At 68.3% G+C, this 22,345-nt stretch carries 21 protein-coding genes; 8 read left to right on the top strand and 13 right to left on the bottom strand.

What is annotated here, in order from left to right; all coding sequences use genetic code 11:
* Positions 1–50: 50 nt before the first annotated feature.
* Positions 51–422, bottom strand: coding sequence for a PH domain-containing protein (locus tag IE302_RS30275; protein WP_026467493.1), 372 nt, complete (start codon positions 420–422; stop codon positions 51–53).
* Between the two features lie 82 nt (positions 423–504).
* Between IE302_RS30275 and IE302_RS30270 the strand changes: the two genes are divergently transcribed.
* Entirely contained in the window at positions 505–1,275 is a 771-nt protein-coding gene (locus tag IE302_RS30270) for an FHA domain-containing protein (protein WP_191257853.1), read from the top strand.
* A gap of 26 nt (positions 1,276–1,301) precedes the next feature.
* Here IE302_RS30270 and IE302_RS30265 read toward each other — a convergent pair whose 3' ends face one another.
* From IE302_RS30265 to IE302_RS30255, 3 genes are all read right to left on the bottom strand, one after another.
* On the bottom strand, positions 1,302–1,598 hold the full coding sequence (locus IE302_RS30265) for a hypothetical protein (RefSeq protein ID WP_191257852.1): 297 nt from the start codon (positions 1,596–1,598) through the stop codon (positions 1,302–1,304).
* A 76-nt stretch (positions 1,599–1,674) separates the two neighbouring features.
* Positions 1,675–2,760 carry a winged helix DNA-binding domain-containing protein gene (locus IE302_RS30260; protein ID WP_191257851.1) on the bottom strand — a complete coding sequence of 362 codons (1,086 nt, stop codon included), beginning with the start codon at positions 2,758–2,760 and terminating at the stop codon, positions 1,675–1,677.
* Entirely contained in the window at positions 2,760–3,890 is a 1,131-nt protein-coding gene (locus IE302_RS30255) for an epoxide hydrolase family protein (protein ID WP_191257850.1), read from the bottom strand. Before IE302_RS30255 ends, IE302_RS30260 begins: the two co-directional genes overlap by 1 nt.
* A 63-nt stretch (positions 3,891–3,953) precedes the next feature.
* Here IE302_RS30255 and IE302_RS30250 point away from each other — a divergent pair, with 63 nt between their 5' ends.
* Positions 3,954–4,907: a helix-turn-helix transcriptional regulator gene (locus IE302_RS30250; protein WP_191257849.1), complete on the top strand. Its 954-nt coding sequence runs from the start codon at positions 3,954–3,956 to the stop codon at positions 4,905–4,907.
* Here the strand turns inward: IE302_RS30250 and IE302_RS30245 are convergent.
* Entirely contained in the window at positions 4,885–5,346 is a 462-nt protein-coding gene (locus tag IE302_RS30245) for a GNAT family N-acetyltransferase (RefSeq protein WP_191257848.1), read from the bottom strand. The genes IE302_RS30250 and IE302_RS30245 overlap by 23 nt on opposite strands.
* Before the next feature lie 100 nt (positions 5,347–5,446).
* Here IE302_RS30245 and IE302_RS30240 point away from each other — a divergent pair, with 100 nt between their 5' ends.
* Positions 5,447–6,358, top strand: coding sequence for an NADP-dependent oxidoreductase (locus tag IE302_RS30240; RefSeq protein ID WP_191257847.1), 912 nt, complete (start codon positions 5,447–5,449; stop codon positions 6,356–6,358).
* Positions 6,359–6,383: 25 nt separating this feature from the next.
* Here IE302_RS30240 and IE302_RS30235 read toward each other — a convergent pair whose 3' ends face one another.
* Positions 6,384–6,983 carry a hypothetical protein gene (locus tag IE302_RS30235; RefSeq protein WP_191257846.1) on the bottom strand — a complete coding sequence of 200 codons (600 nt, stop codon included), beginning with the start codon at positions 6,981–6,983 and terminating at the stop codon, positions 6,384–6,386.
* A 166-nt stretch (positions 6,984–7,149) separates the two neighbouring features.
* On the opposite strand from IE302_RS30235, the gene IE302_RS30230 reads away from it, so the two are divergent.
* Positions 7,150–8,403: an HNH endonuclease signature motif containing protein gene (locus IE302_RS30230; protein ID WP_229908024.1), complete on the top strand. Its 1,254-nt coding sequence runs from the start codon at positions 7,150–7,152 to the stop codon at positions 8,401–8,403.
* A 501-nt stretch (positions 8,404–8,904) separates the two neighbouring features.
* Here the strand turns inward: IE302_RS30230 and IE302_RS30225 are convergent.
* The 5 genes from IE302_RS30225 to pstC are packed head-to-tail and all read right to left on the bottom strand — an operon-like array spanning position 8,905 to position 14,007.
* The gene (locus tag IE302_RS30225) at positions 8,905–9,444 is read right to left on the bottom strand and encodes a hypothetical protein (protein WP_229908023.1); all 540 of its coding nucleotides are present in this window, start codon (positions 9,442–9,444) and stop codon (positions 8,905–8,907) included.
* Between the two features lie 27 nt (positions 9,445–9,471).
* Positions 9,472–11,037, bottom strand: coding sequence for a substrate-binding domain-containing protein (locus IE302_RS30220; RefSeq protein WP_191257844.1), 1,566 nt, complete (start codon positions 11,035–11,037; stop codon positions 9,472–9,474).
* The gene (locus IE302_RS30215) at positions 11,034–11,825 is read right to left on the bottom strand and encodes a phosphate ABC transporter ATP-binding protein (protein ID WP_229908065.1); all 792 of its coding nucleotides are present in this window, start codon (positions 11,823–11,825) and stop codon (positions 11,034–11,036) included. Before IE302_RS30215 ends, IE302_RS30220 begins: the two co-directional genes overlap by 4 nt.
* 50 nt (positions 11,826–11,875) lie before the next feature.
* Positions 11,876–13,018, bottom strand: coding sequence for a phosphate ABC transporter permease PstA (gene pstA / locus IE302_RS30210; RefSeq protein ID WP_191257842.1), 1,143 nt, complete (start codon positions 13,016–13,018; stop codon positions 11,876–11,878).
* On the bottom strand, positions 13,018–14,007 hold the full coding sequence (gene pstC / locus IE302_RS30205) for a phosphate ABC transporter permease subunit PstC (protein WP_191257841.1): 990 nt from the start codon (positions 14,005–14,007) through the stop codon (positions 13,018–13,020). The genes pstA and pstC overlap by 1 nt, the downstream gene beginning before the upstream one ends.
* 310 nt (positions 14,008–14,317) lie before the next feature.
* Here pstC and IE302_RS30200 point away from each other — a divergent pair, with 310 nt between their 5' ends.
* The 3 genes from IE302_RS30200 (at position 14,318) to IE302_RS30190 (ending at position 19,648) form a co-directional block, all read left to right on the top strand.
* Entirely contained in the window at positions 14,318–16,600 is a 2,283-nt protein-coding gene (locus tag IE302_RS30200; RefSeq protein WP_229908022.1) for a hypothetical protein, read from the top strand.
* Positions 16,597–17,523 carry a sortase gene (locus IE302_RS30195; RefSeq protein WP_229908021.1) on the top strand — a complete coding sequence of 309 codons (927 nt, stop codon included), beginning with the start codon at positions 16,597–16,599 and terminating at the stop codon, positions 17,521–17,523. Before IE302_RS30200 ends, IE302_RS30195 begins: the two co-directional genes overlap by 4 nt.
* Before the next feature lie 229 nt (positions 17,524–17,752).
* Complete coding sequence (locus IE302_RS30190; RefSeq protein ID WP_191257839.1) at positions 17,753–19,648, top strand: S8 family serine peptidase; 1,896 nt, start codon at positions 17,753–17,755, stop codon at positions 19,646–19,648.
* A gap of 73 nt (positions 19,649–19,721) precedes the next feature.
* Here IE302_RS30190 and IE302_RS30185 read toward each other — a convergent pair whose 3' ends face one another.
* Positions 19,722–20,813: a substrate-binding domain-containing protein gene (locus tag IE302_RS30185; RefSeq protein ID WP_191257838.1), complete on the bottom strand. Its 1,092-nt coding sequence runs from the start codon at positions 20,811–20,813 to the stop codon at positions 19,722–19,724.
* A gap of 156 nt (positions 20,814–20,969) precedes the next feature.
* Entirely contained in the window at positions 20,970–21,377 is a 408-nt protein-coding gene (locus IE302_RS30180; RefSeq protein WP_191257837.1) for a YegP family protein, read from the bottom strand.
* 221 nt (positions 21,378–21,598) lie between these two features.
* On the opposite strand from IE302_RS30180, the gene IE302_RS30175 reads away from it, so the two are divergent.
* A complete protein-coding gene (locus IE302_RS30175) occupies positions 21,599–22,339 on the top strand; it encodes an SDR family oxidoreductase (protein ID WP_191257836.1) in 741 nt (246 codons plus the stop codon).
* The last annotated feature ends 6 nt before the right edge of the window (positions 22,340–22,345 follow it).

Genomic DNA, 22,345 nt, shown 5'->3' with positions numbered 1-22,345 from the left:
ACCCGCGGCCCGCTCGCCGCGCAAGTAGTCGACTAATTGCGGGAGGGGAACTAGAGCGTGTGCGTGGCGATCAGCTGGCCGATCGCCCGGATGTCCGAACCCCGGAACTCCAGTCGTACGTTCCCCAGCCCGCTGAACCAGAGATCCAGCTCGGCGTCCAGGTCGAAGGTGCCCGCGGTCTCGATCGAGAAGGCCTGGATCCGGTTGTAGGGCAGCGAAGTGAAGTCCTTCTTCTTGCCGGTCATGCCCTGGACGTTCACCGCGATCAGCCGCTTGTTCGTGAACACCACGAAGTCGCGCACCGCTTTGAACGACGAGATGATCTCCTCGCCCGGGATGATGATCGGCTGCACCGTGGGCGCGATGTCCTTCGGCTTGCAGGGCGTGAGCTTGAAGACGGTGTCCTTGGAGAAGTCAATCATGTACTCCAAGATACGGACGAACGCGACAGGGGACCCCTCCCCGAGAGCGTGCCGCATACTGCCGGGGACAGGAGGAGGCACGATGAAGCGGCTCACGACGACGCACCAGAGCTTGGCGCTCGGCGTGCCCCGGTCGGCCCCCGGCGCGGTGTTCGCCCTCACGCTCGCGGGCGGCGTGTCCGTCGACCCCGGCGAGGACAGCGAGATCTCCTTCGGGCGCAATCGGCCGCAGGTCGACGTCTGTGTGGGCGAGAACGATCTGCAGGTCAGCCGCAGGCACGGGCTGCTGAACTTCACCGGCGGGCAGTGGTGGGTCAGCAACACCGGCCAGTTGCCCATCCGGATGCCGGACTCCCGCTGGCTGTCCCGGGGCGAGGAGCCGATCCCCCTGTCGGATGGTTACACGCCGTTGTTCGTCCGCGGTTCGGGCAGGAGGGAGCACCTGCTCGAGTTGTACGTCGCCGGTCCAGAGGGAGGGCAGCCCGCCACCCGGCACGATGACGTCACCGTGCCGCCCCGCCGCTGGCGCCTCAGCGCGGAGGAACGCCTGGTCCTGGTCGTCTTCGGGCAGCGCTACCTGCTGCACGACCTCAACCCGCAGCCGCTGTCCCGCCAGCAGACGGCCGAAGTGCTCGCGGAACTCCGCCCGAGCGAGACATGGACCAGCCGCCGCGTCGAGCACGTCGTCATTGACGTCCGGACGCGGTTGTCCGCCGGCGGCGTCTACGGCCTGCGGCGCGAGGAGGTCGGCGAGCCGGTCGGAAACGCGTTGAACGACAACCTGTTGCGCGAGCTGGTGCTCTCCACCACGCTCGTCCCGCCCGACCTCGGCCTGCTCGACGCGCTCGGCTGAGCGCTCACAGTGTCCACAGAGGACTGTCAGCGTACGCCTTCCATCGCCGCTTTGGCGACGTCGCTGTCCTCGTCCGCCTTGGTGGCCACTTTCACCAGCGCCGCCGTCGCCTGATCCCGGCTTTCCTCGGCTTTCACCCGTCCCGCCGAGGCAGCGTTCACGCCGAAGAAGGCGCCCACCACGGTGCCGATCACCGTTCCCGCCGCGGTGATCACCGCCGTGACGTCCGAGGTGTTCGGGTACCGCCAGACCGCCGCCACCGCGATGACCGCGAGCGCGCTCAGCCCGGCCAGCACCGTCAGGAATCCATAGTTCTTGCTCATGGCCCGCTCTCCCTTCAGGCTCTTGCGGCGTGCTTCGCCCGAACGGCGCCCTTCGTTACGGCAAAAGGCCGGACTGTTATCCGCCGATGCCGAAACGGACCTCGTGGGCTTCACCCGGCATTACGAATTCCAGGAGCCGAAGGCCCTCGTCGGTGATCGAATCCTGATCCGGCAAGGGTTTCCGGGACTCGATCGTCAGCGTCGCCCCTTTGATCGCCCAAATGGCCAGGAATTCACCGTCGACGAGAAGAGTGCCCTTCCGGCCCCCTGGCCCGGGTGGCAAGGGCACGCGACGACCGTCCGGGATCACGCGCACGCGATCGGCGTGCGAAAGCAGGACATTGTCGTACTCGGGCAGGAACCGGGGCGGTGCGGGGGTTTCCGGGTCGGGCCGTGGCGCGTCGGGGAGGTCGAACAGCTCCTTCCCCTCGATGTCGGTGAAGACGCGCAGCCGCGGCCGGAGCCGTTCGAAGACCTCCTTGAGCTTGGTGAGTCCCGACCAGACCTGGGCGTCGCGGACGGTCGCCGGGCCGAACGCCGCGAGGTAGCGCAGCACCAGGTCGTCGAGCGGCATGCCGTCTGTGATCGGTGCGCCGATCCAGTCGTCGAGCAGGGAGAACGCCACCGGTCCCGACCGGCCCCACAGCCCTCGGGGAGTCACGTGCGCGAGGGGCAGCAGGCTGTTGACCGCGTAGGCGAGGGTGGTCGGGTCGGCGTCGGGCCAACGGTCCGCGAGCGCGGTCCGGATCTCGGCACGAGTGCGGTGTCCTCCGGTCAGCAGGGTCCGCCCCGCCTCGGCGATCGCGGCGAGATCGAGACCGGCGACCTCCCGCGAGTAATGGCCGAGGAAACCGCGTTCGACCACCGGTTTCACGGCCGGCCACAGGGCGAGCGCGTCCCCGGCCGTCACCAGATGCACCGTGCCCCGCATCAACGTCGACCGGACGACCTCGCGAGCGGTCAGCGGTTTCGCCAGCTCGTCCACCTGGAAGTCCCGCAACCGCGACCACAAACCGACGTAGGACGAGTCCGGTGCCTGCGCCTGAAGGCCTGCCAGCCGCTCGATCGCGGTGACGGCGGGCAGATCGGCACGCTCAAGCAGGAGCTGCCGGGCCAGGGTCGCGCGGTTGAGCGCTCGCGGGCTCAGGATTTCGGTCGTCATCAGCGATTCCCGAGAAAGAAGGAGCGAAGGTCTTCGACGAGCAGTCCGGGGACCTCCATCGCCGGGAAATGGCCACCGGTGTCGTATTCGGACCAGTGTTCCACCGGGCCGTCCTGAAGGCTCCGGATCGTGGTGTCCCCGGCGAAGACCGCGATGCCGCGTCGCGGCCCGGCGGGCGCTTCGCCGTCCCAGCCGCCCTGCGACAGCTGCCGGTACGCCTCCATGCCCTCGTACGTGGCATGCGCCGAGGACGCGCCCGCACCGGTGAACCAGAACAGGCTGACAGCGGTCAGCAGGTGATCGAGATCGACGGCCTGATCCGGCGTTTCCTTGGCCGGGTCGGTCCATTCGGCGAACTTCTCCACCATCCACGCGAGCTGGCCGGTCGGGGAGTCGTTCAGCGAATAGGCCAGCGTCTGCGGCCGGGTCGCCTGAAGGTGCAGGTAGCCGAGGCCGTCGGACTGGAACCGGTTGAAGCGCTCGCCGCGCTCACGGTCTTTCCCGGAGAGCCCGTCCAGATCGACGCCCGGGCCGAACGGCATGCCCGCGCTGGTGCCGGTGAGGTGCACGCCGGCGACCCGGTGCGCGGCGATCATCGACAGGATGCCCGCGACCCCGGCGCCGGCGTCCGTGCCGTGGACGCCGAAACGCTCGTAACCGAGGCGGTCCATCAGCGTGGTCCACGCCTGGGCGACGCGGAACAGGTTGCCCCAGCCAGGCCCTCGCACCGGTGTCGAAAAGCCGTAACCGGGCAGGGACGGGACGACCAGGTGGAAGTCGACGGCGAGCTCGTCGATGACCTGCCGGAACTCGAACGGCGAGCTCGGCCAGCCGTGCGTGAGGATCAGCGGCAGCGCGTCCGGCTTGGCGGAGCGGACGTGCAGGAAGTGGATGGTCTGGCCGTCGATCTCGGTGGTGAACTGCGGGAACTTGTTCAGTTCCGCTTCCTGGGCGCGCCAGTCGAAGCCGTCGGCCCAGTACTCCGCCAGTCCCTTGAGGTACGCGACCGGGGCGCCGCGGCTCCAGTCGCCGGTGACCTCGCGCGGCCAGCGGGTCCGGTTCAACCGGTCCTTGAGGTCGTCGAGTTCGGCCTGGTCGACGGCGATGCGGAAGCGCTCGATTTCGTTCATGGGAGCTAAGGTAGAAGCCATTGCGGAAAGGTTCGTTCCGCGATTGCGGACAAGGTGGGGTCCATGGCGGAAACTTCGGCGAGACTGCTGCGACTCCTGTCGTTATTGCAGGCCAGGCGCACCTGGACGGGGCCGGAACTGGCGGACCGGCTCGACGTCACGACCAGGACGATTCGGAACGACGTCGAGCGGCTTCGCGGACTGGGCTACCCGGTCGACGCCACCCCTGGCGTTTCAGGCGGGTACACCCTGGGTGCCGGCGCGGCCATGCCGCCGCTGCTGCTCGACGACGAGGAAGCCGTCGCGGTGGCGATGGGCCTGCGGACGGCCGCGGGCGGCACGATCGCGGGGATCGAGGAGACCTCGGTGCGCGCGCTGGCGAAACTGGAGCAAGTGCTGCCGTCACGGCTGCGGCACCGCGTCGAGGCGCTGAATTCCGCGACGCTCGCCGTGCAGGGCGGCGGCCCCACCGTCGACTCCGAGGTGCTTTCCGTGATCGCCGGCGCCTGCCGCGATCGCGAAACCCTGCGGTTCGATTACGTGGGGCACAACGGATCCGAGACGCGGCGACAGGTCGAGCCGCATCGTGTCGTGCATATGAGCCGCCGGTGGTACCTCGTCGGCTGGGACGTCGACAAGCAGGATTGGCGCACCTTCCGCGCGGATCGGGTGCGGCCGCGGACGCCCCACGGGCGACGTTTCGAGCAGCGCGAACCACCCGAAGGCGGTGTCGTCGCCTACCTGCAGCGTGGGGTGGGCGCGGCGTTGTGGCGGCATCACGCGACGATCCGGCTGCACGCCCCGGCCGCCGAAGCCGCGGCGAAGGTCCCGCCCGCCGTCGTCGTCGAGGCCGTCGACGAGCGGACCTGCCTGCTCAAAGCCGGTGCGGACACGCTGGAGTACCTGGCGCTCTACCTCGGCTTGCTCGATGCCGACTTCGACGTCGTCGACTCGCCGGAGTTCGCCGGGCATCTGCGCAAACTGATCGGCCGGTTCAGTCGCGCGGTGGGTGCTTGACGTCGAAGACCAGCTCCGGGCGTTCCCAAGTGATCTTCGGCGGGCTGGGCGGCACGGCGCCGACCCGGCGTGCGCCCATCCGTTCGTAGAACCCGGCGGCGGGCGGGTGGGACACGACGCGGATCTCGGTCATCCCGAGGTCCGCGGCCTGTCCGAGCATGTGCTCGACCAGCCACGCGCCGATGCCCGTGCCCTGTGCCGCGTCGGCGACGAACAGCAGATCCAGCTCGGCCGGGTACTCGATCAGGCTGTAGAAGCCGACCACGTCCCGCTGCGCGTGCGCGACGAACGCGGGATGGGTGGCGAGGTAGTCCTCGGTGACCCGGTAGTCCTCGAGAATCGACGCGTACTCCCCTTGATAGGCGGCCGATGCTTGCACCAGCGCTGTCACTCTGTCGGCGTCGGAAGCGCTTGCCCTGGAGATGCGGTAGCTCGTCACGTCGGCAGCTTAGAACGTCACACTGACACTTCTTGACCTCCAGTTAACTGGAGATACCAGGCTGGGTTCCGACAGCTGGGGAACGAACTGGAGGAACGAGATGAAAGCGGCCGCGTTCACGGAAGCCGGTGGTCCGGAAGTGCTCCGGGTGCTGGAACTGGAGGAGCCGCACGCCGGGGCGGGGGAGGTCCGGGTGCGGGTGAAGGCCGCGGGGGTGCAGCCGTACGACGCGGCCGTGCGGGCGGGCTGGGAACCCCCGGGGCTCGAGCTGCGTTGGCCGCGTGTCCCGGGGAACGAGTTCGCCGGGGTCGTCGACGAGGTCGGTTCCGGGGTTACCGGCCTCGTCGCGGGGGCCGAGGTGCTCGGTTTCACCGCCGTGCAGGCCTACGCCGAGTACGTCGTGGTGCCCGCGGAGAACGTCACGCCGAAGCCGGCGGAGATGCCCTGGGAGGTCGCGGGCGGCTTCACTGCCGGGACACAGGCGGCGTACCTGGCGCTGGACGCGCTGCGCGTCGCCCGTGGTGAGACGCTGCTGATCCACGGGGCGGCGGGCGCGGTGGGCACGGCCGCCGTCCAGCTCGCCGCGCTGCGCGGGGCGCGGGTGATCGGGACGGCGAGTGAGGCGAACCAGGACTACGTCCGTTCCCTCGGCGCCGAGCCGGTGGTCTACGGCGACGGCCTCGCCGACCGGGTGCGTGCCCTCGCGCCTGCTGGTATCGACGCCGCGCTGGACGGCGCGGGCGGGGTCGCCTTCGACCTCTCGCTCGAACTGGTCGGGGATCCGGACCGCGTACTCACCATGGTCGACCACGCGCGGGCAGCCGAGAAGGGGGCGCGAGTGGTCACCGGCACCCGGTCGGCCGAGCGGCTGGGGATGCTGGCGTCGTTGTACGCCAAGGGAGAGCTGCGATTCCTGGTGCGGCGGACGTACCCGTTCGGCGAGGCCGCGGCGGCGCACCGGGAGATCGAGACCGGGCACGGGCGGGGGAAGGTCGTGCTGACCTTCCCGTGAGGGCGGGCGGCGTTTCCTGCTTCGGTCAGGGGCAGGAAACGCTGACGATCTTGACGGTCACCTTGGTTTTCGAGGACGGCGTCGAGAGAACGGAACGGTGCATTGTCACGCTGGTTCCGATGAAAGTGAGTGTGTCGGTGATCGTTCCTGATTCGTCGCCGGTGATTTCGTAGGTCATCGAGCACGTCCCATGGCCCAGCATGTCGTCCGCTGTGCCCTTGTAAGTCAAGGCCGGTTCGACGACGACATTGCAGCCGGCGGATCCGAAGCACTGTTTGGAGTAGGTCTTCAAATCGAGTGTGAAATCGGCGGGAGTGAGCGGCGGCCGACTGGTCACCGGCGCCGTATAGGTGGGCGTGGGCGTGCGCGTGGTGCTTTCGTAGGAGCCGTCCGCCAGAACCCAGCCGTTGACGCCTTGGCAGGGCGGCCTCAGATCCTGGCTCTTGCAAGGTGATGCCGTCGACGTCTTCGCGTCCGCGGAGTCGGTGCGTCCGTCACGCTCGTTGCCGAGCAGGACGAGGACCAAGGTGGTCGAAAGCGCGGCTATGGCGATAACGGCGCCGAGAATCCACGGCCAGCGTTTGGGCTTTGCCGGGTACGCGGACGGTTCGGGTGGGATGTACATGACGCTCTCCCGCTAGGTCGTGACTCTTGCGGGAAGAACTCGTTCGATCTGTACGCGGTGTTACGCCGCCGTTGAGTCGCTATCACTCTTCAGGGGTGAATGCGCGGGTTCCATTGTTGCTTGAAATTACGAACACTTGTTCGATTTGTTCGGCTATTCTGGAGGGGTGTCCGAGACTGTTCTTCCCGAGTTGCCGCAGGAGTTGTGGCGTGCCGGCAAGCTGGAGCTTGCGCATGGTGTGCAGCAGTTCCTGCAGGTGATGCGGGTAGCGTCCGCCGGTTTGGGGCGGTACTTGGCGGAGGTCGAGTCTCGGGGCGTCAAGGACTTGTTCGGGTATGGGTCGACGGCGGCGTGGTTCGCTGATGTGGCGGGGTTGTCGCGGGGTGAGGCGAGTCCGATCGTGAATCGGGCGATCGCGTTGAACCCGACCCGGGCCCTGGACGGCGCGGAAGTTCCGGCGCTCGCACCCGTCACCGCTGCTGTGGCGGCGGAAGGGTTGGTCGGGGGCGAGCGGATCCAGCAGATCTTGGAGATCTTGGCGAGGATCCCTGCCGACACCTCTGCGGAGGATCGGGAGAGTGCGGAGAAGATCCTCGGCGACCTCGCCCGGAATGCTGGTCCTCGGGAGTTGGTGGACGCGGAGGCGAAGATTCTCGGCTGGCTGGACCCGGACGGGACCGAGCCGAAGGAGCCTGAGCCGAAGCAGCCGCGTCGGGAAGTCACGCTGGAGCGCCGTAAGGACGGGTTCTGGAAGCTGAACGGGCTCCTTGACGACGAGACCGGTGCCCGGACCGCCGCGGCGCTGGAGGCCTACGCGAAGCCGCGCCCGGTGGACGAATTCGGCCAAGCTGACCTGCGGATGAAGTGCGAACGGCTGGGCGATGCCTGGGCCGAGCTCATCGACCTCGCGATCGCGTGCCCGGACCAGCCCGGAACGAGCGGTTACCGGACGTTGGTTCACGTCACTATCGGGCTGGATGAGTTGAAGTCCGGGATCGGGAAGGCGTGCCTGGACTTCGTCGGGACGATGACCGCGCGCGAGGCGCGGATGGTCGCTTGCGATTGCCTGATGCTGCCCGTGGTGCTGAACGCCGCGGGCGAGCCGTTGGATGTGGGGCGGCTACGCCGGTTTGTCACTCCTGGCCAGCGACGGGCGCTGAACATCCGTGACCGGGGCTGTGCGTTTCCGGGGTGTCATCGGAGGCCGAAGAATTGTCACGCTCACCATATTGAGCATTGGGCAGACGGCGGCCCGACCGATCTTCGGAACCTGGTGTTGCTCTGTAGCTTCCATCACCGGCTGATCCACCACGGCGACTGGGAAGTCCGGATGGCGGCCGATGGCTTGCCGGAGTTCATCCCGCCCCAGTATCTGGACCCGCTCCGAAGATCCCGGCGCAACACCCTCCACCACGCCTGAAACCCCGCATGACCCGAGGAGCCCGCCAGCCAACCCGGCGACGGGCCCTTCGGCATGCCCACTGACCCCGACCGCCGGAACCGGCCCAGCGCCGCCCCTGTCGAGGGGTCGTGACTGGTAGAGAGGGTTTATTGGGGGAAAGGCAAGGATGTCCGGTTGACGCGACCGGTCCGGTCACGCGGGACTGTGTGGATTTCCGCGCATCCAACGCACCAAAATCCACACAGTGGGTGCCCCAGGTCCGGCATCGCGCAGAGCCACTGACCCGCCCACGAACACGCCACCTCTGCCTTACCCCTAAATAGAACCCCCCTTTACCACTCACGACCCGTCGAAAAGTCAGTCAAAGCGCCCAAGCCGGGCACTCTGACTAAAGGTTTTGTCCCTTGTGGATAGTCGAGGGCGCATCCAGCTCTCCCGCGACCAGTGTCAGGCCGCGCCGCAGGGCTCTACTTTGAAGCCGACCGCGAGGGGCCCGCTCGGCAGTGGGCTCGGGCCGGGTCATGGACCCAGCGATCCGGTCCCGCTGCGACGGAGGCGCTCGCGAGCCTCACTTTCGGACAGCGAGGTGATGGGCCGTCCGACGGTGTACTGATACTTGGCGTCGTAGGCCCGGGTCCAGACGCCGGCCGCCCACGACGGCGCCGGGTCGAGCGTGGACACCTCAGCCGGTGCTGGAGCGAGCCTGATCAGCCGCGCGAACGCTTCAGCGAAGGCCCGGGCCGCGTGGTCGTCGCCCGGGAGTGGGGCGCCGCCGGGGACGTAGGCCTCCGCGGTCGCGATGTCCTCGCCGAAAGGCTCGGCGCCGGTGAGCGCCCGAGGGCACGGATAACCGGCCTGGAACACGCGCCGCTGGACATCGACGCAGGCCGCCGTCCGCGGCGAGTCCGGACGCACCTTGACCACGACCTCACGGCCGTCGGCCAGCCGCAGCCCGATGACCGCGGACAGTTGCCCTGATCTGAAGATCTCCTCCGCCGGAGGGCTGCCCAAATGCTCCACGCACCACCGGGCAAGGCGAACCGGATCGAGGGCCGGCATCCGAACATTCTGCCCGACGACCCGCCCTCAAGAGCCTCGCAGTTTCCGGATGAACCCGCGTATCGCCAAGGGCGCCACGATCGCCACGAAGAGCACCAGCGCCGCCCAGCCACCGAAGCCACCGAACCCGCCTTCGTCGTACGCCGCCGGTGAGGCCTCGCGCCAGTTCTTCGAGCCGCCGCCCGCGGACTCGTCGTCGGGGCCCGCCGTCGCGGTCGCGGTCTTGTCGCCGCCGGCCGGACCCGTGCTGGGCCCGGCGGAAGCGCTGGGACCCGCGGCGCCCGGACCGGCCTTGGGTTTCCCGTCCGGGTTGATGATCCCGCCGGTCACCAGCGGGTCGGCCGGGCTGGTGGCACCCGCGCCGAGGCTGCCGCGGAAGGTCGGGTTGCCGCAGTTGCCCGCGTTCAGCTGTTTCGGCGGCTGCCCGGTGAGCCGCGAGTTGGAGTTCATGATCTCCTGCGACAGGTTCGGCGGCAGCGGCGAATAGCCGATCCGGGCCATGTTGATCTGGCCGTCGCACGCGACGTGTTCGAGGAACGCGGTCATCGTGTCGGTCTTGCCCTGGTCGCCGTAGCCGCCACGGCAGGTGTCCCGGCCGGTCGTGCAGGGCATCATGATGTAGGAATACGCCGAAATCGGGTACGTCTTCGGGTCGGCGTTCGAGTAGACCTTGTCGAGTTTCTGGCTGAGGTCCGGGCGGAGTTCCGCGAACTTCAGCGCGGACGCGATGTTCTCCGCGTAAGGCTGGGTGTATTGACCCGCGCCGTTCTGCACCCAAGCCGACGGCACATTGTGGCGCTGCGCGTAGGCGAATTCGTCGTAGGCGATGGAGAACGGGATGGTCGCTTTGCCGATGGCCTGCGCGATCTGATCCGAGTCCGCGAGCAGCCGGTACCAATCGGCGTCCGGTCCTCGTTCGGGCAGCTGGATCGGGCGCACCCCGGAGGGCAGGTTGCCCATCCCGTTGCCGACGTTGCGGGAGACGAAGCGTTGGTAGGCGTCGGGCGCCGCGTACGCGATGAAGTCGTAGAACAGCGCCGTCGTCCCGGACTGGCCGGTCCGCCCGACCAGTGTGATCGGCTGGTCCGGCAACGATTTCCCGCCGTTGGTCGCGGTGATCGCCGGATCGCTCCAGCGGGTGATGTCCCGGCTGAAGATCCGGCCGATCACCTCGCGCGTGAGGTGCAGGTAGTCGACCCGCTTCCCGGCCTGGTCGGTCACGTTGTACATGACGGCGACCGCGCCCGCGACGTCCGGCACGTACTGATAACCGCGGGTCTGCGCGCTCACCCCGCCCCCGCCCGCCGCGAGGAGCGAGGAGACCTCGGCTTCGGTCCCGCCGAAGTCGACCGTCCGGTCGCCGTACTGGTTGACCCCGGCCGGTGAGTTGGTGGCCGAATAGTTGACCGGGATTCCCCGCGACGTCGCGCCGTTCTGCCAGTCGGTCATCGCGACGCCGACATAGCTGGACCCGGAGCCGGTGACCCTGCTCAGCGCCGCCGCCGCGGGTGCGCCCGCCACCGAGAGCGACACCAGCAGCGCCGAGGCGCCGCCCAAGGAGCCCAGCCGGCGCAAGGCTTCTTTCCGCCTCATCCGAATCGCCCGTTCACGTAGTCGAAGGTGCGTTCGTCCGAAGGTGCGTTGAAGATCGTGTCCGTCGGACCGTGTTCGATCACCCGGCCGGGTTCGTTCTCGGCCGCGAGGAAGAACGCGCAATGATCCGAAACCCGTTGTGCCTGCTGCATGTTGTGCGTGACGATCACGACCGTCACCTCGTGCCCGATCTCGGCGATAGTCTGCTCGATCCGCCGGGTGGACGTCGGGTCGAGCGCGGAGCACGGTTCGTCCATCAGGAGCACGTTCGGCTGTACCGCGAGAGAACGGGCGATGCAGAGCCGCTGCTGCTGTCCGCCGGACAGGGCGCCGCCGGGGGAGTTCAGCCTGTCCCGGACCTCGCGCCACAACCCGGCGCGTTCGAGACTCTGTTCCACCAGCGCGTTCTTGTCGTCGCATTTGACGCCGGCGAGCTTGAGCCCGGCGAGCACGTTGTCCCGGATGGACATCGCCGGGAACGGGTTCGGCTTCTGGAACACCATGCCGATGCGCAGCCGGACCTGCTGGGGCCGGGTTCCGTCGGCGTAGATGTCCTGGCCGTCCAGCAGGACTTCGCCGGTCAGGGACGCCGACGGCACGAGTTCGTGCATCCGGTTGAGGATGCGCAGGAACGTCGACTTGCCGCAGCCCGAAGGACCGATCAGCGCGGTCACCTCCTTGGCGGGCATCCGCAACGACACGCCTTCGAGGACCAGCCGGTCACCGAACCAGGCGCCGATCTCCCGCGACTCGAGTGCGGCCGCGCCGGGCGGGGGACCACCGGTCAAGGTGACCTGAGGCCTGCTGGTGTCCACATCGGACAATTCGGTGGTGTCGGTCACCGGTTCTCCTGTGTTCTCAAGGTCTTCTTCGAACTCTTGGCCTTGCGCTTCGATCGGTCACGCCCGGCGAACCTGGCGATCGCGAACAGGCTGAAGATGAGCAGGATCAGCACGAGCGCGCCGACGTAGCCGCGCTGCTGGACGTTTTCCAGCGGCTGCTTGATGAAGCGGAAGATGAACAGCGGAATGCTCTCCTGCGGAGCGGAGAACGGGTTGGCGTTCATCGCGAGCGAGCCGAACGAGGTGAACAGCAGCGGTGCCGTTTCCCCCGCCACCCTGGCGATCCCGAGGATGACGGCGGTGGTGACACCGGTACGGGCGGTGGGCAGGACCACCGACCACACCGTCCGGGCGCGGCTCGCACCGAGCGCCAGCGACGCCTCGCGCAGCCCGTCGGGCACCAGCCGGAGCACCACGTCCACGGTCCGGGTCACCGTCGGCAGCATGACCATCGTCAACGCCAGCGTGGCCATCAAACCGTTGTAGCTGAACAATCCGACGCCCGCCTGGATACCGGGGATGATCAGCGCCGCGTAGATGAACAGGCCTGCCACGATGGAGGGGAGGCCGCTCATCGCGTCGACCATGATCCGCACCGGACGGCGGAACCGGGACCGGGTCTCGTTGAGGAAGATCGCGGTGAGCAGGCCCATCGGGACGACGAACACCAGGGTCAGCGCGGTCTGCTGAAGGGTGCCGACCACCGCGTGCAGGCCGCCGGTCGCGGTGACCGGATCGGTCGGCGCGACCGCGGACATGTCGTGGGAGAAGAAACCCAGGCGCAGATAGGGTGCGCCCTCGATCACGATGTAGCCCAGCAGGAACAGCAGCGGGACGAGCAGCGTGAGCGCCCCGGAGACCACGACGGTCGACACGATCCGGTCCGACGCGACCAGTTTGCCCAGCCGGTCGCGGGTGACCAGGTAGAGCATCGCCAGGTACAGCAGGTAGGCGACGATCAGATCCGCCAGCCAGCCGGGGGAGTCCAGCAGCAGGTGCATGACGAACCAGGTGAGCAGCGTGGCCGACACCGCGCAGCCGAGCGCGGCCAGCCTGTCCTGCCGGGTGGTCTCCGACGGGCGGCGTTTGACGAGCTTGCGCGGGCCGGACGTGACCGGGGGAGTCACTGTCGTGGTCATCAGGCATCCACTCCCGCGCCGGACCGGCTCTTCGAGATGATCACCGACGCGGTGAAGTTCGTGGCCAGGGTGAAGATGAACAGCACCAGGCCGGCCGCCATCAGCCCGGACAGGAAGAGCCCCGACGCGCCGGAGTTGTTGGCGATGAACCCGGAGATGGTCGCGCCGCCGAACTGGACGATGTGCTGCGAGATCTCCGGAACCTGAGGCAGCAGCAGGGAAACGGCGATCGTCTCGCCGAGCGCGCGGCCCAACCCGAGCATCGAGCCGCCGATGATCCCGCCCCGGCCGAAGGGCAGCATGACCGTTTTGACCATCCCCCACCGGGTGCTGCCCAGAGCGAGCGCCGCTTCCTTCTCGCCGGGCGGAGTCTGCGCGAACACTTCGCGGATCACCGAAGTCGTGATCGGGAGGACCATCAGGGAGACCACCAGTCCGGCGATGAACATGGACTGGATGTACAGCGTGTTCTCCTTGGCCGCGAACGGCGGGAACCAGCCGAGGTTCTCGGTCAGCCACGTCGAGACCGGGACGATCTGCGGTCCGAGGAAACTGAATCCCCACAGGCCGTACAGCAGGCTGGGGATGGCGGCGAGCAGGTCGACGAGGCCGGTGAGGAAGCCGCGGATCCGGCCGCTGGAGTACTCGGTGATGAACAGTGCCGCGAGGATGCTCAGCGGCACGGCGACCAGGACGGCGATGAGCGCGACCACCACCGTGCCGTAGAGCAGGCCCAGGACGCCGAGCACGCCGGAGGCCGGATCGAACCGGATGGTGCCGAAGAAGCCGAAGCCGCTGTTCTCGAAGGCGGGTCCGGACCGGTACACCAGGAAGAAGCCGATGACCAGCAGGATTCCCAGCATGGCCAGCCCGGCGCCGGTGGTGACCCGGCGGAACGCCCGGTCGGCCCGGGAAAGGACTTCGGTGATCGCCCGCCGCACCGGTGCTCCCGGTGGGGACGGGTCGGGCCGGGGTGGCGCGACGGTCACGAGCGGCTTCCTTCGTCTCGGTAAGCAAGCGAAATGAGGGCACACCACGTCGCCCCTCAGTGCGGCCAGTATGTGGGGCCCGATACCGCGAAAGGTGTCCACGCGGAGAACGCCCGACGGGGCGCGTGTGAATCTGTGCCAGGGCGGGTCCGGGGACGGTTGACCCCGAATGGGCGACTCGGGGACGTTGGTTTCGGCGAGGTTCGTGATCGAGTCCCGCTCTCCGCCGTATGCCCGCGCACCCTGGGGGTCGTCCGTGTTCTTCGTCCGCGCAAGACAAGTCGGGATCTTGCTGATCTGCGGGGTCCTGATGGTCACCGGAGTGTCCGTCCCCGCGGCACAGGTGCAAGCACCGGCGAACCCGCCCTACACGCTCAAGACCGAGCCCGCCGATCTGACGTCCGTCCGGAACGGGGATCCGGTGCGGATCACGCTGTCGGGGCTGCCCGCCGGTGCGACGGCGAAGCTGTTGATCTGCCCGAAAGACGTTCCGGACAATCTGTTGAAGAGAAATGTGTTCAAGCCGCCGTTTCCGCCCGAGCATTCACTCGACGTCAGGGTGAGCTCCTACTGTGGCGAATTCAACGACGAGCTTGTCGGTGCACGGGTGGAAATAGTCAATGTGGAGAGGAAGCGGAGCAGTACGTCCGGCGACATCGTCTTCGACTTCTCGATGCCGCTCGGCAGCCTCAAGCCGCAGTTCGTCCCCATGGATCCGCTGTACACCTCGTATGTGAAGAACAACTTCTTCCCGTGGGCGGACAATCCCGAGGTTGTGGATCCGGGCACTGGCGCGAAGACGAGAAGGCAGTTCTCCTTCAAGTGCGACGAGAAGAATCCTTGTACCTTCGCGCTCCGGATAAGTGCTCCGAACTCCGCCGGACAGTTCGTATCCTGGGCCGACGACGCGATCAAGTTCACTCCGGCGCGGCCCGACATCGGCGTCCAGGGATGTAAGGGAAGCGGGCAGAACACGCTCAACGCCAGCATGCCGGAACGGCTGGGGCGGACCGCGGTCACCTGGAACCAGGCCTTGTGCGCGCCCACCGAAGCCGAGCAGCCCGCCAATATCGTGAGTGAAACGGAAGACGCCGGGCTCACCGCGTTCGACAAGGGCACCTCCGATCTCGCGATCACCGGAAGCGGGGGTGTGCTCGCCGGTCAGGCCGTGCGCGACAGGCAGTACGTCCCGGTCGGTGTCAACGCGGCAGTCGTGGCCGCGGTCGGCTGGTCGCCGACCGACCTGGACGACAGCGGCGGCAGGCTCAACGCGAAGTTCACCGGCGGTATGCGCTTCACCCGTGACGAACTGGCGAACATGTTCACCAAGGGTGGCCAGGACCCCGCGGCCTCGGGTCGAGGTGGCATTTTCCGGAATGATTCCGCGCTGGTCGGCCGCAATCCCGCGCTCTCGGCGATGGACGCCGGAAATGAATTGACGACGCCGATCATCCGAGCCGGTGTCCTCAACAGCACAAGTTTCTTCGGTGTGACCGGCGAGGGCGGTCCGGGGACCGTTCCGCTCACGTTGAGCAAGGTTCTTTCCGAGACGGCGGCGGCCGGATGGGTCTTCCCGTCGAAAGGAAAGGACTATTTCGGGGAACTGGATGGGAAATCACCGGGAGTGATTTCCGATTTGAACGCCCTTGATCCAGGGAGATTCTCGATCAACAACGTCGATGCGAAGACCGGTCAGCTGGCCGTGCGGAAAACCGTGAACGAGGCCGTCGCCGGAAGCGGAGCCGGGTGCGCCGGCGGCTGCATGAACTGGGTGATCACCGACCTCGCGACAGCCAGGGCCTACGGGTGGGCGCCGGTCGCGATTCCGGACGGCAAGGGCAACTTCGTGCGGCCGACCGACGAGAGTCTGGCGCTGGCCGCCAATGCGATGAAGGTCGGCGAGGACGGGACCCTGCAGGTCGGCACGGCGACCAAGGACGGCGCGTACCCGCTGACGTTTGTCGAGTACATGGTCGCGCCGGTCAATCCGTTGATCGACGCGACCTGCAAACCGATGCCGGAAAAGCAGGCCCAGTTGAGGAAATTCGTCAACTTCGCCGCGGGCTACGGACAAGGGCAGGGCGCCTCGGGGATGCCTCGGTTGACTCCGGGGCTGGCGGCCACCGCCATCGAGCGGGCGGCCAAGATCGGCACCGGGACGGCCAAGGAGGCCTGCCAGGAGCGGGAAGAGGCGAAGAATCCGCCGCCGGCCGGCGGCACCGGTGCCACGCCGGTCGCCAACTCCTCGCTGACCGGTCCCGCCGGGGGGCCGGGTTCGACGGCCGGGACGTCGGGGACGGCCGCCGCCATGGGGCCCGCCCCCGCGGCCACCTCCACGCCGGAAAGCGTGCTGGCGGCCAAGAACCTCGCCGAGTCGATCACCATCCCCAAGTTCGCCGGGGCGGGGGTGCTGGGCGCCCTCATTCCGCTGGTGGCCCTGGTGATCCTCGCGACTCTCCCGTCCGCGACGGCGTACGTCGCCGCCGGGCGCCCCGTGCCGAGGTGGCTGACCGTGGCGCTGGCCGGGATCGGGGCCGCGTTCGCCATGCTCTTCGGTCTCCTGCGGCGTAAACCGGCAGGTGGGGCCGCATGAGCACTTACCTCGAAGGCAGGCACGCGGCGACCGAGCCGCCTCCCGCGGCGGAACCGGAGACCCGGTTCCTGCGGTTCGGCCCCGGCTGGATCGGCGCGGTCGTGTTCGCCTGGCTGGCCACCACGCTGGTGGCGCTGGCGCTGGTCGTCTACGCGCTGGGCCCGATGCTGCAGTCGAGTGACCAGCGGAAGGCACTGGGGGAGATCCGCGGCGAGATGGCGTTGGCGCTGGGGGCCAGCCAAAGCCTGTTCAGCGGCGCGCCGCCGGCGAAACCGGTCGAGTTCGGCAAGCCGGTGGCCGTGCTGGAGATCCCCGCCCTCAAGGTGCAGCAGGTCGTCATCGAGGGCGCGTCGAGCAGCGAGACCGCGGCCGGGCCCGGGCACGTACCGGGAACGGCCGGGCTCGGGCAGCCCGGCAACGCCGTGATCGCGGGCCGCAACGCCGGATACGGCGGCCCGTTCGGCGCGCTCGACACGCTGCGGCAGGGAGACGAGATCGTCGTCGCGACGACACAGGGCAAGTCCGTCTACCGGGTGACCGGGACGGCGACCCGGCCGCTCGACGAGGGCGCCGACTACGGCAAGACCCAGAACGACCGGCTGACCTTGGTGACGTCGGCGTCCTGGTGGCCGCTGGCGTCGGAAGAGGCGACCGTGGTGACCGCGGTCCTTCAGGGGCGGCCGTTCCGGCCCACCCCGCAGAACGGCCGGGCGGACGCGCAGGACGGCCGGACCGGTGACACGGCCGCGTGGGCCGGATTGGTGCTGGCCTTCGGCGGTTTCGTGGCGGCGGCGGCCGGGGCGACATTCCTTTATCGCCGGTGGCGTCCGGTTTCGACCTACGTCATCACCGGACCGGTACTGCTCACGATGGGCGCGCTCGCGGCCTTGGCGCTTTGGCGATTATTCCCGGCCTGGGCGTAAACCAGGATTTCGGTCTTTTCGGACCGGAATCCGTCTCACGTTGTGGATCTTCGCCCGTTCCAGACTTTGGTGGGTGGACTCGTCACCGATCGCTCTTTAGATTCTCCCCATTGCACTCGATCAGGGGTAATTCATTCGGGCAGCCGAAGGGATTCCTGTGACGGGGCGTCACGCCGTCAGCGCGCTTTAGCCGGAGTGCGCTGTGTTGCTGCAAAACAGGGAGAGTTCGATGAGCAGATTCAGCCGAGTGGTCACATGCTCGGTTCCGGTCGCGGTCGGCGCTTTGCTGCTGTCGACCGCGGTTTCCGGTGCCCAGCCGTCGGAGGAGGCGCGCACGCAGGCCGGGATCACCGCCCTGCAGAGCATCAAGAACAGCCTCACCCCGGCTGAGCGCAAGCAGTCGAGTCAGCTCGTCGTCGAAAAGCGCCTGCGCGCCGACAAGGGCCTGGCGGGCAAGCTGCCCGAATACCGGACCGGGCTCGGCGTCAGCGACGCCGGCACCGTCGCGGTGGACATCAAGGGCGCCGGGCAGTCGCTGGTGGACGCCGTCAAGGCGGCGGGCGGCAGCGTCCGCTACGCCTCTCCCGCCGGTGCGATCCGCGCCGACCTGCCCCTCGGCGCCGTCGACACGATCGCCGGACGCGGGGACGTCGCCGAGGTCAAGGCCGCCTCCCAGGCGATGACCTGGAACGAGTCCGCGCCGCAGGACCGGCGGCAGGTCGCCGCCAAGAAGTCCGCCGCAGCCGCGCTGCAGGTCGCGGAGGGCGACAAGGCGCACGGCAACGACACCGCCCGCACCAAGTACGGCGTCACCGGCGCCGGGCAGAAGGTCTGCGTGCTCTCGGACGGCGTCAAGTCGCTCCAGGCGTCCCAGACCGCCGGCGAGCTCCCCGCCGTCGACGTCCTCCCCGGTCAGGCGGGCAGCGGTGACGAAGGCACCGCGATGCTGGAGATCATCCACGACATGGCGCCCGGCGCCACGCTCGGTTTCGCGACCGCGTTCACCAGCGAGCAGAGCTTCGCCGACAACATCCGCGCGCTCCGCACGACCGGCAAGTGCACGATCATCGTCGACGACGTGTCCTACTTCGACGAGTCGCCGTTCCAGGACGGGCCGGTCGCGCAAGCCGTCAACGACGTGACCGCGGCGGGCGTGCTCTACTTCTCCTCCGCGGGGAACTCGGGCAACCTGACCGACGGCACCAGCGGCTACTACGAGGGTGACTTCCGCGGCTCCAGCAGCAAGATCTCCGGGATCACCGGGACTCCGCACGACTTCGACCCGAGCGGCACGACCCAGCTGTACAACGCGCTCTCGCCGAACTCGGTCGGCCGCTACGTCACCCTGTTCTGGTCCGACCCGTGGGGCAAGGCCACCAGCGACTACGACCTGTTCGTCCTGAACTCGTCCGGCTCGGTCGTCGCCTCCAGCGAGGGCACGCAGAACGGCACCCAGAACCCGTACGAGATCGCCCAGGTCCCGGCCAGCGGCTCGGGCTTCAAGGTCGCCGTGGTCAAGTACAGCGGTGCCGACCGGTTCATCGCGCTCAACGTGATCCGCGGTCGCTTCGTCACCTCCGGTTCGCTGAAAGCCTTCAGCACCAACGGTGTCACCTCCGGCCACTCGGCCGCGGTCAACGCCTTCAGCGTCGCGGCCGCCCCGGCCGCCGGTGCCTTCGGCCGCGCGCTCGAAACCGGTGACCCGGCGAACCCGGCCGGTCCGTTCCCCGGCCTGTTCACCGCCGCCAGCAAATGGGAGCGGTTCACTTCGGACGGTCGCCGTCACCAGTTCTACAACCCGGACGGTTCGGTGATCACCCCCGGCAACGTGTCCTCGACCGGTGGCGCGACGCGGAACAAGCCGGACATCACCGCGGCCGACGGCGTCGCGACCTCGGTGAGCGGTTTCCAACCGTTCTTCGGGACCTCCGCCGCCGCGCCGAGCGCCGCCGCCATCGCCGCGCTGTTGAAGCAGGGCAAGCCCGCCGCGACCCCGGCGGAGATCCGGAACGCGCTGACCTCGACCGCGATCGACCTCGGCGCCCCGGGCTTCGACCCGGTCACCGGGGCCGGCGTGATCATGACCGGCCCGGCGCTCGCCGCGCTGGGTGTCGCGCCCAAGTAGTATCCCGTTCCGCGTGAAGGCCCCCTTCCCTCGGCTCAGCCGAGGGAAGGGGGCCTTCACGCGCTTGGAGGGGTCAGGACTTGACGCAGGACAGGCCGTTCGGGCCCGAGATGGTCAGGAAGCCGTACCGCTTGATGGTGGTGGTGAGCTGGCCACCGCACAGCGGGCCGGCGGTCGCGGCCGTGTCACCGGGGGCGAAGCCGACGGCGCGCTGGGCCTGGTCGTAGCTCGGGGTCCGGGTGTCGAGCACGTTGAAGACGCTGCGCGAACCGAGGAACGCCGTGGTGAACGCCGGGGTGTAGTTGCCGGCCGAACCGGTGACCGGGGAACCGTTGAAGCCGGCGCCGGTCAGCGGGTTGACGGTGAAGCCTGCCCGCTTGTCCGCGACGACCGCGTTGCCCTGCGCGATCCACTGCGCGATCGAGAACGGCGCGATCGCCCGGGCGCGGTCGGCGGCCGGGATGGAGTTGCCGTCGTGCTCCTGGAAGCGCTTGATGGTGACCGGCTTGGTGGTGGGGTCGAAGCCGAGGACGGTGCTGGTGAAGAAGCTCAGCGTGCCAGAGCCGGTCTGGGGCAGGTAGACGACGATGGCGGCGTTGGCGCCACCGACCTGGTTCCAGTTGGTGATGGAGCCGTCGTAGATGCCCTTGAGCTGCGCCAGCGACAGGGTCAGGCCCGCGCCCGAACCGGTGGCCGAGGAGGACCAGGTGACACCGTCGGTGCCGAAGGCGTAGTACTCGAAGGTCGCCGGGTCGGACGAGCTGCGCGGCGAGGACGAACGCGCGATGTCGATCTTGCCGTCACCGGCGTCACCCGAGGCCTTGAGCGCGGCCTTGCCCTGGGAGGAGCCGTTCGGCGGCAGGTTGTTCGTGGTGTTGTAGACGACCTGAGCGTTGAACGGGTCACCGGGAACGGTGAAGGTCGTGCCCGGGGCCAGGAGCGGCGGGACGTTGACGTAGTTGTCGGGGTCGGTGTTCCACGCGGCGCTGTTCGCGTTGGCGAGGACCGCGCCGGTGATGTCGACGGTGGTGTCCGAGCCCGCCGCCGCCAGGACCTCCGGGAGGCCGTTCGCGGGGGCGACCGCCGAGGCGGTGCAGGTCAGGGTGAGGCAGGCACACGCGGCGATCGCGGTGGCGCCGAGAAACCGAGTGGTACGAGCACGCATCTTGTTTGCACTCTTTCTCTAGTCCCCAAGTCGTCACGGGATTCCGTGACTTGGCACAATCCTCGCTCCGCAACACTGTCCGGCGGCGGTGCTTCGCCTTCCCGCCCGACGTCCTGATGGTTAATCTCCGGGGAACGCACTTTCCGTGATCGATCGTCACGGAGAACGATTCGGTGAATGACCGCCGGAATCACGACGGTATTTCCGGCGCCAATCGGCTATGGTCTCTATCCCTTCGCCGATAGCGGCCTCGGTGGTGGCGGACCGGAACCGGTCGAGTCCGCGCTGGGCCTCGATACGCCGTCCGTACGCGTGGGTGGCGATCGCGACGATCCGGTCGTCCGTATGCAGGCGCCACCGCCAGCGACCTCCGCTGAGATGGCTGAAATCGCTGGTCAGCTCGGAAATGTTCGTACTGAGCCAGGCGATCGCGACGAGGCATTCCTCGGCTCGCGGATAGTCGGAAGGAGCGGAACCCAGCGACACGTTGTTGCCGCCGAGCAGTCGCCATCGAATGGTCTGTTCGCCGGTCTGAACCAGCTGGAAGCGTGGATTCTTCTTCACCGTTCCGTGCTCCTTCGCACGCGTGGACGGTGTGAATTCCCCCTGGGCACATCCGGTGAATCGCCTCGATGCGGTGAAGGGGTTACCGGTTTTCCTTAAGGCGCGACGGCCGCCGGGTGAACGTTTCGCCCCGGCGGTGGCGCGCTAGCCTGAACGGACGCGGGTAATCGGAAAACAATCACCGAGCCGGGTCGGTCCGGCACGGTCTGCGAGGAGGATCGATGGGCAACGGCAGGAGCGCGGTCGTCACCGGGGCGGGTTCCGGGCTCGGCAGGGAGATCTCCCGCGCGTTACTCGGCGCCGGCTACCGGGTCGCGCTCGCCGGGCGCCGCGCGGACGCGCTGGCCGAGACCGCCGGCGGGGACGCGAAAGCGCTTCCCGTGCCCACCGACGTCGGCGATCCCGAGTCCGTCGCCGCGTTGTTCGAAACGGTGCGCGCCGAGTGGGGGCGGCTGGATCTTCTGGTGAACAACGCGGGTGTTTCGGTGGGCGGGACCGTCGACGAACTGTCCTTCGCGGACTGGAAACGCGTCGTCGACACCAATCTGACCGGGATGTTCCTATGCGCGCAGCAGGCCGTGCGGCTGATGAAGGCGCAGGACCCGCGCGGCGGCCGGATCGTCAACAACGGCTCGATCTCCGCGCACGCCCCGCGTCCCGCGTCCGTCGCCTACACCGCGACGAAACACGCGGTCACCGGGCTGACGAAGTCGATCTCCCTGGACGGCCGGTCCTGGAATGTCGCTTGTGGACAGATCGACATCGGCAACGCCGCCACCGACATGACACTGAAGATGGCGGACGGCATCCCGCAGGCCGACGGCAGCGTGAAGGCCGAGCCGACCTTCGACGCCCGGCACGTCGCGGACGCCGTGCTGTACATGGCCGGGCTGCCGCTGGAGGCGAACGTGCAGTTCCTGACCGTCACGGCGACCGCGATGCCGTACATCGGACGGGGCTAACCCTCT

The sequence above is a fragment of the Amycolatopsis oliviviridis genome (assembly GCF_014654365.1).
Taxonomy (GTDB): Bacteria; Actinomycetota; Actinomycetes; order Mycobacteriales; family Pseudonocardiaceae; genus Amycolatopsis; species Amycolatopsis oliviviridis.
Note: the sequence above shows the minus strand (reverse complement) of the source record. Positions and strands in the feature narration are given on the sequence as shown.